The sequence below is a fragment of the Streptomyces sp. LZ34 genome, assembly GCF_053890475.1.
In genome coordinates this window covers 2,252,862-2,265,236 of sequence record NZ_CM132680.1, presented here as the reverse complement: position 1 = coordinate 2,265,236, position 12,375 = coordinate 2,252,862, and the positions used below count along the sequence as shown (strand labels likewise).

Annotated in this window: 12 protein-coding genes; 9 read left to right on the top strand and 3 right to left on the bottom strand. The window is 71.4% G+C overall.

The window, feature by feature from the left end; genetic code table 11:
* The first annotated feature begins 41 nt into the window (after positions 1–41).
* The 7 genes from ACWY4P_RS08085 to ACWY4P_RS08055 all read left to right on the top strand — a co-directional run bounded on the left by ACWY4P_RS08085 (position 42) and on the right by ACWY4P_RS08055 (position 9,466).
* The gene (locus ACWY4P_RS08085) at positions 42–1,400 is read left to right on the top strand and encodes an ABC transporter substrate-binding protein (protein WP_456209515.1); all 1,359 of its coding nucleotides are present in this window, start codon (positions 42–44) and stop codon (positions 1,398–1,400) included.
* A 75-nt stretch (positions 1,401–1,475) separates the two neighbouring features.
* Complete coding sequence (locus ACWY4P_RS08080) at positions 1,476–2,423, top strand: carbohydrate ABC transporter permease (RefSeq protein ID WP_456209513.1); 948 nt, start codon at positions 1,476–1,478, stop codon at positions 2,421–2,423.
* Positions 2,423–3,337 (top strand): carbohydrate ABC transporter permease, encoded by a 915-nt coding sequence (locus tag ACWY4P_RS08075; RefSeq protein WP_456209511.1) that lies wholly within the window; start codon positions 2,423–2,425, stop codon positions 3,335–3,337. The genes ACWY4P_RS08080 and ACWY4P_RS08075 overlap by 1 nt, the downstream gene beginning before the upstream one ends.
* Before the next feature lie 35 nt (positions 3,338–3,372).
* On the top strand, positions 3,373–4,353 hold the full coding sequence (locus tag ACWY4P_RS08070) for a hydroxyacid dehydrogenase (protein WP_456209509.1): 981 nt from the start codon (positions 3,373–3,375) through the stop codon (positions 4,351–4,353).
* Positions 4,354–4,530: 177 nt separating this feature from the next.
* Positions 4,531–6,540 (top strand): DUF2264 domain-containing protein, encoded by a 2,010-nt coding sequence (locus tag ACWY4P_RS08065; RefSeq protein ID WP_456209507.1) that lies wholly within the window; start codon positions 4,531–4,533, stop codon positions 6,538–6,540.
* On the top strand, positions 6,537–7,334 hold the full coding sequence (locus tag ACWY4P_RS08060) for a sugar phosphate isomerase/epimerase family protein (protein ID WP_456209505.1): 798 nt from the start codon (positions 6,537–6,539) through the stop codon (positions 7,332–7,334). The genes ACWY4P_RS08065 and ACWY4P_RS08060 overlap by 4 nt, the downstream gene beginning before the upstream one ends.
* Before the next feature lie 161 nt (positions 7,335–7,495).
* The gene (locus tag ACWY4P_RS08055) at positions 7,496–9,466 is read left to right on the top strand and encodes an amino acid transporter (RefSeq protein WP_456209503.1); all 1,971 of its coding nucleotides are present in this window, start codon (positions 7,496–7,498) and stop codon (positions 9,464–9,466) included.
* Between the two features lie 19 nt (positions 9,467–9,485).
* Here the strand turns inward: ACWY4P_RS08055 and ACWY4P_RS08050 are convergent, their stop codons facing one another.
* Positions 9,486–9,989, bottom strand: coding sequence for a metallophosphoesterase family protein (locus tag ACWY4P_RS08050; protein WP_456209501.1), 504 nt, complete (start codon positions 9,987–9,989; stop codon positions 9,486–9,488).
* A gap of 124 nt (positions 9,990–10,113) precedes the next feature.
* Here ACWY4P_RS08050 and ACWY4P_RS08045 point away from each other — a divergent pair, with 124 nt between their 5' ends.
* The gene (locus tag ACWY4P_RS08045; protein WP_456209499.1) at positions 10,114–10,659 is read left to right on the top strand and encodes a tyrosine-type recombinase/integrase; all 546 of its coding nucleotides are present in this window, start codon (positions 10,114–10,116) and stop codon (positions 10,657–10,659) included.
* 60 nt (positions 10,660–10,719) lie between these two features.
* On the opposite strand, the gene ACWY4P_RS08040 is transcribed toward ACWY4P_RS08045, so the two are convergent.
* Together ACWY4P_RS08040 and ACWY4P_RS08035 are read right to left on the bottom strand one after the other, a co-directional pair.
* On the bottom strand, positions 10,720–10,932 hold the full coding sequence (locus ACWY4P_RS08040; protein ID WP_456209497.1) for a hypothetical protein: 213 nt from the start codon (positions 10,930–10,932) through the stop codon (positions 10,720–10,722).
* A complete protein-coding gene (locus tag ACWY4P_RS08035; RefSeq protein ID WP_456209495.1) occupies positions 10,929–11,150 on the bottom strand; it encodes a hypothetical protein in 222 nt (73 codons plus the stop codon). Before ACWY4P_RS08035 ends, ACWY4P_RS08040 begins: the two co-directional genes overlap by 4 nt.
* Before the next feature lie 323 nt (positions 11,151–11,473).
* Between ACWY4P_RS08035 and ACWY4P_RS08030 the strand changes: the two genes are divergently transcribed.
* Entirely contained in the window at positions 11,474–12,373 is a 900-nt protein-coding gene (locus ACWY4P_RS08030) for a helix-turn-helix domain-containing protein (RefSeq protein ID WP_456209493.1), read from the top strand.
* Positions 12,374–12,375: the final 2 nt, after the last annotated feature.

The window sequence follows — 12,375 nt, the reverse complement described above, 5'->3', positions numbered from 1 at the left end:
AGGATTCCCCTGACTCCACCGTTGAAATCAGGGGAGGGTCCATGCCTGGTCATAGACGCCCAGGACGCCTGGCAACCGGACGCCGGGCCACAGCCGGAACAACGGCACTGCTCACCCTGCTCGTTCTCGTTCTGGCGGGCTGTGCGGGCTGTTCTACAAGTCGCGGGTCCGGCAATGTCGGCGACGGTCCCGTGCGCCTCACTTTCTGGTCGGCGCTGCGCGGCAGTCAGGAGGTCGTCGACGAGTTCAACCGCACCCACACCAAGATCAAGGTCGATTTCCAGCAGGTTCCCTCGGGGGAGCAGGGCGGCTGGGCCAAGCTCAGCAACGCCGCACGCGCGGGCAACTCCCCCGATGTGGCCACCATCGAATACCCGCAGCTGCCCAGTTTCACCATTGACGGCGTGCCCCGGGACATCACCAAGCTGCTGCCCGACTCGGTGCGCCGCAAGATCCTGCCGCAGGCGCTGGACCTCACCACCTTCGACGGGCGCACCTACGCCGTACCGGTGGACATCGAGCCGATGGTCTTCCTGTACCGCAAGGACATCTTCGCCAAGAACCACATCCCGGTGCCCAAGACCTGGGCGGAGTTCGAGAGCTCGGCCCGCAAGCTCAAGAAGGCCCAGCCGCGTTCCCGTATGGCCAGCCTCTTCACCACCGGCGGCACGCTCTACATGGCCGCCTACGCCTGGCAGGCCGGGGCCCAGTGGTACGACACCGCCGACGACACCTGGCGCATCTCCATGGACGACGCCCCCACCCGCAAGGTCGCCCGGTACTGGCAGCGGCTGATGGACGACGACCTGGTACGCGTGGAGCCCGGGTCCAGTCAGCAGTGGCGGGCCCATCTGCGCAGCGGGGAGACGGTCGGCTATCTGGCGGGCGCCTGGGCCGCGGGGTCCATGATGGCGTCCACCCCCGACGGCAAGGGCAAATGGGCCATCGCGCCGGTTCCGCAGTGGGACCCGGCCAAGCCGAAGGTGAGCACCCAGGGCGGCTCGACCTTCATGGTCACCAAGGACAGTCACCACCCCAAGGAGGCCATGGAGTTCATCTCCTGGATGGTGACCAGCCCCGACGCTCTGCGCGCCAAGCTCGGCAGCGGTGTCAGCAGCGCCTTCCCGGTCGTGCCCAGTCTGGTCCCGGTCGCCCGCAAGGAGATGGACACCAGCTACTACTCCGGCCAGGACATCTTCGGCCTCTTCCAGGAGCAGGCCGAGCTGATCTCCCCGACCTGGAAGTGGGGGCCGCGGATGGTCTCGACCACCACCTCCGGCGACGACGGGCTCGCGAAGGCCGGTGTCGGCAACGGCGACATCCTGAAGGCCCTGCGCGACGCCCAGAGCAAAACGCTGCCCGATCTGAAGAGCCTCGGCCTGTCGGTCACCACCGGCTGAGCCCCGCGACCCCTCCGTCTCACTCCTGAGCCGCACCTCATCCCGCCCAAGCCGAGGTAACCCGTGAGCACACTCATGTCCTCGAAACGGACGGCACCGCCATCGGCGGCCGCCGCCGACCCGCCCCGCAGAACCGGACGACGCCAGCAGAGGATCGCCGCCGCCGTTCTGCTGACCCCCTTCACGGCGCTGCTCATCGCCGTGTTCCTGATCCCCGTCGGCTACGCCATCTACCTCAGCCTCTTCTCCGAGGACCACGAAGGTCTCGGCTTCGGCGGTGGGCGCACCGTCTTCACCGGGCTGCGCAGCTATCTCTCGGTGCTGGAGGACCCGAGCTTCCTCTCCGGGTTCGGCACCATCGCCCTCTATTGCGTGATCTTCGTACCCCTCGTGGTCATCAGCGCGCTCGCGCTCGCCCTGCTGCTCGACTCGGGGCTCATCCGGCTGCGGCGGACCGCGCAGATGCTGGTCTATCTGCCGCACGCCGTCCCCGGCATCATCGCGGCCGTCATCTGGCTGTACCTCTACACCCCGGGGCTCAGCCCGGTCATCAAACTCTTCGCCCAGGCCGACATCACCATCGACTTCCTCGGCCTGCACACCGTGCTGCCGTCGATCGTCAACATCGCCCTGTGGAGCGGGCTCGGCTACAACATGATCATCTTCTATGCCGCGCTCCAGGCGCTGCCGCGTGAGGTGATCGAGGCGGCGACCATCGACGGCGCCGGGGGCATCCGCACCGCGCTCCAGGTCAAGGTGCCCATCATCAGGGGCTCCGTCGTCATGGTGTGCATGTTCTCCCTGATCGGCGCGCTCCAGCTGTTCACCGAACCCATGCTGATGAACCAGGCCACCCCAATGGTCAACTCCCGCTTCACCCCCAACATGTACATCTATGACGCGGCCTTCCGCCGCAACAACTACGGACTGGCCTCCGCGGCCTCCGTCATCCTCCTGATCGTCACCTGTGTCCTGTCGTACGCAGTGACGCGCTGGTCGGGCCGCCGGGAACGGAGAGCGTGATGACCACGACCACACCCACCACCCCCGTGAACGCCTCCGGCGGGCCGCCGGCGAGACCGCTCGGCAAGCCCTTCGGGCGCTCCAAGCTGACCAGCCGTGGCATCGCCAACGCGGTGGTCCTGATCGCCGCCCTCTACACCATGCTGCCCGCGCTGTGGCTGGTGCTGGCGTCCACCAAGAACGCCGACGCCCTCTTCGGCAGCGACATCTTCTCCCTCGGCGACTTCTCCTTCGCGCGCAACCTCTCCGACCTGTTCTCCATGGACGGCGGGCTCTACGGCGAGTGGTACGTCAACAGCCTGCTGTACGCGGTCGTCGGCGCCCTGGTCGGCTCGCTCATCAGCGTCGCCGCGGGCTACGCCTTCGACAAGTACGAGTTCCGGCACAAGGAGAAGCTGTTCGGCCTCGTCCTCACCGGTGTCATGGTGCCGCCGACCGTGCTGGCCCTCCCGCTGTATCTGGTGGCCTCCAACATCGGCATGGTCAACACCTTCTGGGCGGTCTTCATCCCGGCCCTCTTCAATCCCTTCGGCGTCTACCTCGCCCGCCTGCTCAGCAGCGGCTATGTACCGAACGAGGTCCTGGAGGCGTCCCGGATGGACGGCGCGGGCGAGCTGCAGACCTATGTCCGGGTCAGCCTCAGGATGCTCGGGCCCGGATTCGTGACCGTCTTCCTCTTCCAGCTCACCGCCATCTGGAACAATTTCTTCCTCCCCATGGTGATGCTGTCCGACCAGCACCTGTATCCGCTCAGCCTCGGCCTCTACACCTGGAACAGCGCCGCCACCGTCTCGCCCGAGTACTACCCCCTCGTCGTCATCGGCTCGCTGCTCGCCGTCGTCCCGCTGATCGCGGCCTTCGTACTGCTCCAGCGCTACTGGAAGTCCGGCCTCACCGCAGGGAGCGTCAAGTGATCCCACCGCACCCCCGACCGCGCGCCGTCCTCGCCATGGCTTCCAGGACCGCGCGGCAGGTGCTCGACGCCGAGGCGCTGGCCCGGCTGACCCGGCTGACCGACCTCGACCCGGGACTCGTCCTCGACGACTTCACCACCCCGACCGCCCAGCACGCACTCGCCACCGCCGAACTGCTGATCACCGGCTGGGGCTGCCCACCCGTCGACCACCCGGCGCTGGACGCCGCCCCCCGGCTGCGCGCCATCGTGCACACCGCCGGGACCGTACGCCACCACATCACCGACGCCTGCTGGGAGCGCGGCATCGCGGTCTCCTCGGCCGCCGCGGCCAACGCCGTACCCGTCGCCGAGTACACCCTCGCCATGATCCTGCTCGCCAACAAACGCGTCCTGGACATCGCCCGCGACTACCGCGCCGAGCGCCGCCGGATCGACTGGACCGAGCGGTACCCCGAGGCGGGCAACTACCGCCGGACGGTGGGCATCCTCAGCGCCTCCGCCATCGGCCGCCGCGTCATCGAGCTGCTGCGCCCGCACGACCTCGACGTGCTGCTGTACGACCCCTACGTCACGGCCGAGGAGGCCAGCGAGCTGGGTGCCCGCCCGGTCCCGCTGGCGGACCTGTTCGCCACGAGCGACGTGGTCAGCGTGCACACCCCGCTGCTGCCCCAGACCCGCGGCCTGGTCAGCCGCGAGCTGCTGGCGGCCATGCGCACCGGCGGCACGCTGATCAACACCGCCCGCGCCCCGATCGTGGACCAGCCCGCGCTGGCCGACGAGGTGCTGGCCGGGCGGCTGTACGCGGTGCTGGACGTCACCGAACCGGAGGTGCTGCCCGCCGACTCGCCACTGCACGACTGCGACCACGTGCTGATCACGCCGCATATCGCCGGATCGAAGGGCGGCGAGCTGAAGCGCCTCGCCGACCTGGCGATCGGCGAGGTCGAGGGCTACGTCCAGGGGCGGCCGTTCGCCCATCCGGTACGCCCGGAGATCCTCGACCGCTCGGCCTGACACGTGACGCCAACACCTGACACGTGACGCCAACACCTGACACATGACGCCCAACACCTGACGCGTGACGCCGGACACCTGACGCCGGACACCTGACGCCGGACACCTGACGCCTGACGCCTGAGGCCGGACACCGGGCCATCCAGCACAGACGCGAGTAGGAGACCCACCCCCGCCATGCCCACCCCCGCCATGCCCACCCCCGCCATGCCCCTCACCCCCACCCCGCCGCTCCCCTTCCCGCTCCCCGCCGACGACCGCGCGCTCAGCCCGCACACCGGACTGACCCGCGCCCACTGGGAGGCCGCCGCCGACGGGATGCTGCGCGCCGCCCTGCGGTACGCCACCCCCGGCCACGGCCTGATCGACCTGCCCGGGCCGCCGTCGAGATCCGGTGTGCGCTCCGACGGCCTCGAAGGATTCGCCCGCACCTTCCTGCTGGCCGCCCTGCGTGTCGCGGGCGCCGGTGGAGCCGACCCGCACAGCTTCCTGCCCCGCTACACCGCGGGCATCGAGCGCGGCACCCTCACCCCCGGGCGGGACGACGCCGAGTCCTGGCCGCTGATCGGCCATCACGGCATCCAGGGCCAGCCGATGGTGGAGTCCGCGTCCGTGGCGCTGGCCCTGCGCCTGACCGCGCCGTGGACCTGGAAGAAGCTGCCCTCCGCCGCCCGGGACCGCACCGAGGAATGGCTGCGCGGCGCGCTGCGGCACACCCCCGCGCCCAACAACTGGTACCTCTTCCCGCTGACCGTCGCCGGATTCCTGGAGTCCGTCGGGCGCGGCGACGCCGAGACCGCCCGGGCCATCGAGCGCGCCCTCGACCTGCTCGAAGGCTGGTACCGCGGCCAGGGCTGGTACACCGACGGCGACGGGCGGGCCTTTGACCACTACAACGGCTGGGCCCTCCACCTGTATCCGCTGCTGCACGCCCACCTCGCCGACGACCGCGCGCTGCTGGACCGCCTCGGCCCGCGGCTGCGCGAGTTCCTCGAAGGGTTCTCGCTGCTCTTCGACGCCGACGGCGCCCCCATCCACCACGGCCGCTCCCTCACCTACCGCTTCGCCGCCGGCGCCGCCGTCGCGCTCGGTGCCCTCACCGACCACACCCCGCTGGCCCCGGGCGCCACCCGGCGCGTGCTCAGCGGGGCGCTGCGCCACTTCCTCGACCGCGGCGCGCTCACCGAGGACGGCGTGCTGAGTCTGGGCTGGTACGGGCCCCACGAGGCCACGCTGCAACGCTACTCGGGACCGGGCTCCCCCTACTGGGCGTCCAAGGGGTTCCTCGCCCTGCTGCTCCCGCCCGACCACCCGGTGTGGACCGCCACGGAGGAACCGGCCCCGTCCCAGGGACCGGACCGGGTGCTGGCGCTGCCCGCCCCCGGCTTCCTGGTGCAGACCACCGGCCGCGACGGGCTGGTGCGGCTGCACAACCACGGCAGTGCCAAGATCCGCCCCTGGGACGCGGAGCGGCCCCCCGGCGACCCGCTGTACGCGCGCCTCGCCTACTCCACCCGCACCGGCCCGACCAGCGCCGCCAACACCCCCGACAACCACATCGGCCTCGAGGCGCGCGGGCTGCGCAGCTTCCGGCTCCGGATCACCCCGCTGGCCGCGGGCCCCGACTGGCTGGCCTCCTCGCACATCCCCGTCTTCCCCGACGGCGGCCCCGTGCTGCCCGCCGCGCGCATCGACAGCCTGACCCTGGCCCGCGGCCCACTGGAGCTGCGGGTGCACCGCACGGTCAACGTCCCCGCCGGCACGGCGGTCCACCACAGCGGCTGGGCCGTCGCCGTCCCGCCGGGCACCGCCGCCGAGCAGGCGGACGGGGTCACCCCGGCGGGGGAGACATGCCTGGCGGGGCCCGAGGTCACCGGCCGGCTGCTGCCCTTGCACGGCTGGCGGAGCTCCGCGGTGCGCAGGGCCCCGCAGGGCACCGCGTACGGGCCCTGGGCCCTGGTCCCCGAACTCACCGGCACCGTCGGCGAGGAGGAGTCCGGCACCGTCTTCGCCGCGCTCGCCTCGCTCACCGGCGACCCCGACGCCCCGCCCCTGGCCGGGCTCGTCACCGCGGAGGTGAACGGACCGGCCGTCACGGTCCGCTGGCCGGACGGAGGCAGCACCGTGGTCGACTTCGGCGGCGGCCCGGACGGGGACGCCCCGCGGGTGACGGAGGAGACCGCATGACCGGCGCCCCCGAGGCCACCACCCGCCTGGGCATCTGCTCCGTCACCTTCCGCCGGCTGGACCCGGACCAGGTGATCGCCGCCGTGGCCGGGGCGGGCCTGGAGTGCGTGGAGTGGGGCGCGGACCGCCATGTGCCCGCCGGAGACGAGCGGGCCGCCCGCCGGGTGCGCGAGGCCACCGAGCAGGCGGGCCTCGCGGTCGCGTCGTACGGCTCGTACTACCGCGCCGGGGTGAGCGACCCGGAGGAGTTCGACGCGGTCCTGCGCTCGGCGCTGCTGCTCGGCGCGGCGCGGGTGCGGATCTGGGCGGGCGCCACCGGCACCCGCGAGACCCCGCCCGAGCGGCGCCGGCAGATCGTCGAGGACACCCGGCGCGCCGCCGCGCTCGCGGCCGACGCCGGGGTGGCGCTCGCGTACGAATTCCACCGGAACACCCTCACCGACGGCGCCGACCACACCCTCGGGCTGCTCGACGAGGTCGGCCGGGACGACCTGCACAGCTACTGGCAGCCGCCTGTTGAACCTGTGCTGTCCGACGCCGAGGTGCTGTCCGGCCTCGACGCGCTGATCGACCGGGTGGCCGCGGTGCACGCCTTCTCCTGGTGGCCCGGCACCACCCGGCTGCCGCTGTCGGCCCGCGAGGCGATGTGGCGCGGCGCCTTCGAGCGGCTGCGCGCCCACCGCGCCGCACGGGCCGGCGCCCCGTTGGACGTACTGCTGGAGTTCGTGCCCGGGGACGACGAAAAGATCCTGCCGAGGGAGGCGGCGACGCTGCGGACACTGGTCGGCCGGTGACGGCTCCCTTTTTTGAGGGCTCGGTTCTCCCCCAGCTACCGCTGGGAGGTGCCCCCGGCCGCGGGTTGGGCCGCGTCGCACCCGGCCGCGCGGTGTGCCATAACCGGCTCCGTCCCGACCGCCCCGTACTCTGACCTGGCCGTCTGCCGAAGGAGTACGTGATGGCCAGCTCCGCCCGTGCGGGCCCCGGTGCCGGGGGACGGATGCGGCGGGGCCTGCGCACCTGGATGCTCGAGGGCCTCGCCGACATGGCCAAGCAGCAGCCCGGCCCGCATGCCCAACTGCCGGTCGAACACCCGGGGCGGCCCTGGTGGAAGGTCATGTGTCTGACCGGTGTGGACTACTTCTCCACCCTGGGCTACCAGCCGGGCATCGCCGCCCTGGCGGCGGGTGTGCTCTCCCCGGTGGCCACGCTGGTGCTCGTGCTGGTCACCGTCGCCGGCGCGCTGCCGGTGTACCGGCGGGTGGCCGAGGAGAGCCCGCACGGCCAGGGCTCGATCGCGATGCTGGAGCGGCTGCTGTCGTTCTGGCAGGGCAAGCTGTTCGTCCTGGTCCTGCTGGGGTTCGCGGCGACCGACTTCCTGATCACCATCACCCTTTCGGCGGCCGACGCCACCGCCCACCTGGTCGAGAACCCCAACGTCGGCGGCGGCCTGCACGGCCATGAGGTGGCCGTCACGCTGGTGCTGATCGCCCTGCTCGGCGCCGTGTTCCTCAAGGGCTTCACCGAGGCCATCGGACTGGCGGTGGTGCTGGTCGGCATCTATCTGACGCTGAACGTGGTCGTCGTGGTGGTGGGTCTGGAGCATGTGCTCACCGAGCCGCACGTGGTCCCGGACTGGACCCGGGCGCTGACCACCGAGCACGGCAACCCGCTGCTGATGATCGGGGTCGCGCTGCTCGTCTTCCCCAAGCTGGCGCTGGGCCTGTCCGGCTTCGAGACCGGCGTGGCCGTCATGCCGCATGTCGAAGGGGACTCCGGCGACACCGAGGAGTGTCCGGCCGGGCGGATCCGCGGGACCAAGAAGCTGCTGACCACGGCCGCGCTGATCATGAGCGTCTTCCTGATCGCCACCAGCTTCATCACCACCCTGCTGATCCCGCACCGGGAGTTCGAGCCCGGCGGGGTCGCCAACGGCCGCGCCCTCGCTTATCTGGCCCATGAGTACCTGGGCAACGGCTTCGGCAGCGTCTACGACGTCTCCACCATCGTCATCCTCTGGTTCGCCGGCGCCTCGGCCATGGCCGGGCTGCTCAACCTGATGCCCCGCTATCTGCCGCGGTACGGCATGGCGCCGCACTGGGCCCGCGCGGTGCGCCCCATGGTGCTGGTCTTCACCCTCATCGCCTTCCTGGTGACCTGGATCTTCGACGCCGACGTCGACGCCCAGGGCGGCGCGTACGCCACCGGGGTGCTGGTGCTCATCTGCTCCGCCGCGATCGCCGTCACCATCGCCGCGCGCAAGGCCCGGCAGCGCCGCTGGACGGCCGTCTTCGCCACCATCGCGGCGGTCTTCGTGTACACCACGGCGGCGAACGTCGTGGAGCGGCCAGACGGCGTGAAGATCGGCGCCTGCTTCATCGCCGCCATCATCGGGCTCTCCCTGATGTCCCGGGTCGCCCGCGCCTTCGAACTGCGCGTCACCCAGGTGGACCTCGACCCCATGGCCGACCGGTTCGTGCGGGACATGGCCCACCGCACCATCCGGTTCATCGCGAACGAGCCGGACAGCCGCGACATGGCCGAGTACCGCGACAAGCTCCGCCAGATCCGGCAGGACAACGACCTACCGCCCGAGGAGGACCTCGTCTTCGTCGAGGTCACCGTCTCGGACCCGTCGGAGTTCGAGGCGGAGCTGCGGGTGTGCGGGGAGGTGCTGCACGGCCGCTTCCGCGTGCTGACGGTGATCAGCTCCTCCATCCCCAACGCGCTCGCCGGGATGCTGCTGCACGTACGGGATCTGACGGGCCAACGGCCGCACATCTACTTCGAGTGGACCGAGGGCAACCCCATCGCCCACTTCCTGCGGTTCTTCCTCTTCGGGCAGGGGGAGGTCGCGCCCGTCACCCGTGAGGTGCTCCGCGAGGCCGAGCCGGACCGGGCCCGGCGCCCGCACGTCCACGTCGGCTGAGTGGCCGCGTGTCCGGACGTCATCGGCGGGGCGGCAGCCGGTGGAGCCGCACGCGGGCCAGCAGCCCCGCCGACACGTCGGCCGTCATATAGGTGCGGTGGGGCTGCTGTCGCCGGTCGGTGGGGGAGCCCGGGTTGAGCAGCCGCAGCCGGTCCTCGGCCATCGAGTCCCACGGGATATGGCTGTGGCCGAACACCAGCACATCCAGCTCGGGGAAGCGCGCGGCACAGCGCGCCTCCCGCCCCCGCGCCGCCCCGGTCTCGTGCACCACCCCGAACCGCACCCCGCCCAGCTCCGCGTACGCCACCTCCGGCAGCCGCGCTCGGAGCGGCGGCCCGTCGTTGTTGCCGTACACCCCGATCAGCCGCCGGGAGCGGGCCTCCAGCAGGTCGAGGGTGGCGGTGTCGACCCAGTCCCCGGCGTGGATCACCACATCGGCGTGCGCCACCTGCGCCAGCAACTCCTCCGGGAGCTCCCTGGCGCGCCGCGGGACATGGGTGTCGGACATGAGCAGCAACCGCACCCGGCGACCGTACCGCGCCGGCCTGCCATGGAGTGCCCGCTGTCGGAAGTGGGAAGTAGAGTGCGATAAATAGTGTGCCAAGCGGATCGGACCGGGTCCGGAGAGGCGGGCGGGGATGACGGGGATGACGGGGAACGCGACGGCCGACCGGTATCCGCGGCCGGTGGTGTCGGCCGCGGAGGCGGAGTGGGTGTGGCGGCTGCTGTCGGTGCAGGCGCTGGAGCAGGGCACGCGGCCGGAGACGGTGCGGCTGGCCGTGGTGGTCGGGCTGGCCCGGGCCACCGGCGCCCGGTACGGGGACCTGCTGCGCTGCAGCACCGACGCGCTGGACCTGGAGGCGGGCTGGGTGACCATCGAACACGGCAAGCACCGCGTCCCGCGCCGGCACGGCCTGGATCCGGGCACGGTCATCGTGCTGCGGCGATGGCTGCGGGTGCGTCAGGAGCTATGCGCGGAGCTGGAGGGGACGGTGCCGAGGGCGTTACTTCTGACGGTGCACCACACCCATGACAACGGGGTCACCGTCGCGGCCGGGCTGCCCATCACCCGCCAGGGCCTGGTGCTCTCCTGGCGCCGCTTCGTCCACCGCACCAACGCGACCTACGCCGCCCGGCGCCCCCCGCTGCCCACCCGCTTCGAACAGCTCCGCCGCGTCTGGTCGCAGACCTGAGGACGCGGCGCCCGAGGGGTGAGGCGGCCGGGCCGCCCCACCCCCGGGGTGAGGACGCCGTCACGGGCAGTCCGTACGGGCCGGAAGGCCGCCCGGGAGGCACCTCTCCAGCCGCCCCACGCGCTGTGCGGTGCGGTGACGACAGCGTCGGCACTCCGCCGACTCGGCGATCAGCAACTGGCCTGCGCAGCCCACCACCGGCGTGGAGTACACGACATGCGGGCCGCGCTCCGCGCACCGCGGGCAGGTCAGCACCAGCTCGCGGGGGTTCATCGCGCGGTCCTCACACCGGACCGCACACCGAGCAGCAGGCCGACGGCGGCCGGCAGCAGCCACCGCGCCTCCTGGAGGGCGGCGGGGGCCGCCGCGGCGGCCGAGGGGGACATCACCAGTACGACGCCCAGCACCAGCAGCCCTACGAAGGCCGCGCTGACGCGCGGGAGGTCTATCCTGAAACTGACGAGCACGAGGTCTCCTTGTGTTTCGAGCATGAAGGCCGCTCCCTGCTTCCAGCCAGAAGCACCAGGGGGCGGCCTTTGGCTTGTTGTGGGAAGTCCCAGGCCGGGGCCTACTGTCCGGCGGTCGATCGGATCACATGGGGTACTCCTTCCTCTCGGTGTCGGCCAGTGCCGGCCGGTGGCGGCCGCTTGTCAGGAGTGTGGATCCGGGCCCTGGCCAGGACAACGAATCGCAGACGGGCGGGGAACTTCACGGTCACGGGAAGTGCACTCACGGTAATCTGGTGAACGCCCGTAGCAAGCACGGACAATGACGGACGCTCAGTGCCGTTCTGTGTCCATCAGGGGGGAGCACCATGTCCGACCGGCGTACACCGTCACTCCCACCGACCCCGCAGCTCGCCTTCGCCGCGCAACTGCGTGAGCTGCGGCGGCGCACGTTCAACGAGCCCACGGAGGAGACCCTCGCGAGAAAGATGGGCTGTGCGCGCAGCACCGTCTCCGCGATCCTCAACGGCCGCCGGTTTCCCAGCTGGCCGCACACCGCGGCGTTCGTGGAGGCGTGTGACGGGGGCACCAAGGAGTGGCAGGAGTACTGGCTGCGGGCCAAGCGGGAGCTCGACGAACTGCGTCAGGGGCCGAAGGGGGCGGTCACCGGAGCCGCAGCGGCGGTGGTGGTGCCGATCGAGGAGGGGCCGGCGGCCGTGGGCCAGGCGATGCTGGCCGCGCGCTGGTACCGCAACAACCGCGAGTTCTACGAGGCGGCCTGTGAGCGTGTGCGCCAGGCCCACTCGGAGATCCGGGTCACCTACAACCGCCGCTATCCGCCGAGCCAGTACACCACCCGAGCCTCGGCCGAGTACTTCCAGGCGATCTTGGACTGGGCCGGTGAGGACACCGAGGACGAGCGGTGTGTGCGGCGCATCATCGGGGTGCCCGAGCACGAAGGGCGCCCCGACCGGGACATGCTGTCCTGGGCGCGCCAGCACTACCAGGACAGCAGACACATCCTCAACTACGAGGCCGGCGTGCTGCGCTGGACGGCCTCGGCCGACGGCCTCAACATGGCCCTGATCGACGACAGCGTGGTGTTCCTGGCCTTCTCCGGCGGTCCCCGCCAGAAGCTGAACGGCTTCAGCGTGGAGGACCCCACCTTTATGAGCTACTTCGCCGCCCACTTCGAACAGTTGTGGGCGGCTCTGCAGCCGCTGGGCGCCTATCTGGACGAAGTGGACGGCGTTCGGCGGGACATGTGACG

Bases quoted from the DNA above. Each gene is read 5' to 3' on its own strand.
- ACWY4P_RS08065 (WP_456209507.1), top strand. From the start codon at position 4,531: ATGCCCACCCCCGCCATGCCCACCCCCGCCATGCCCCTCACCCCCACC.
- ACWY4P_RS08055 (WP_456209503.1), top strand. From the start codon at position 7,496: ATGGCCAGCTCCGCCCGTGCGGGCCCCGGTGCCGGGGGACGGATGCGG.
- ACWY4P_RS08085 (WP_456209515.1), top strand. From the start codon at position 42: ATGCCTGGTCATAGACGCCCAGGACGCCTGGCAACCGGACGCCGGGCC.
- ACWY4P_RS08060 (WP_456209505.1), top strand. From the start codon at position 6,537: ATGACCGGCGCCCCCGAGGCCACCACCCGCCTGGGCATCTGCTCCGTC.
- ACWY4P_RS08080 (WP_456209513.1), top strand. From the start codon at position 1,476: ATGTCCTCGAAACGGACGGCACCGCCATCGGCGGCCGCCGCCGACCCG.
- ACWY4P_RS08040 (WP_456209497.1), bottom strand. From the start codon at position 10,932: ATGAACCCCCGCGAGCTGGTGCTGACCTGCCCGCGGTGCGCGGAGCGC.
- ACWY4P_RS08075 (WP_456209511.1), top strand. From the start codon at position 2,423: ATGACCACGACCACACCCACCACCCCCGTGAACGCCTCCGGCGGGCCG.
- ACWY4P_RS08070 (WP_456209509.1), top strand. From the start codon at position 3,373: ATGGCTTCCAGGACCGCGCGGCAGGTGCTCGACGCCGAGGCGCTGGCC.
- ACWY4P_RS08030 (WP_456209493.1), top strand. From the start codon at position 11,474: ATGTCCGACCGGCGTACACCGTCACTCCCACCGACCCCGCAGCTCGCC.
- ACWY4P_RS08045 (WP_456209499.1), top strand. From the start codon at position 10,114: ATGACGGGGAACGCGACGGCCGACCGGTATCCGCGGCCGGTGGTGTCG.
- ACWY4P_RS08035 (WP_456209495.1), bottom strand. From the start codon at position 11,150: ATGCTCGAAACACAAGGAGACCTCGTGCTCGTCAGTTTCAGGATAGAC.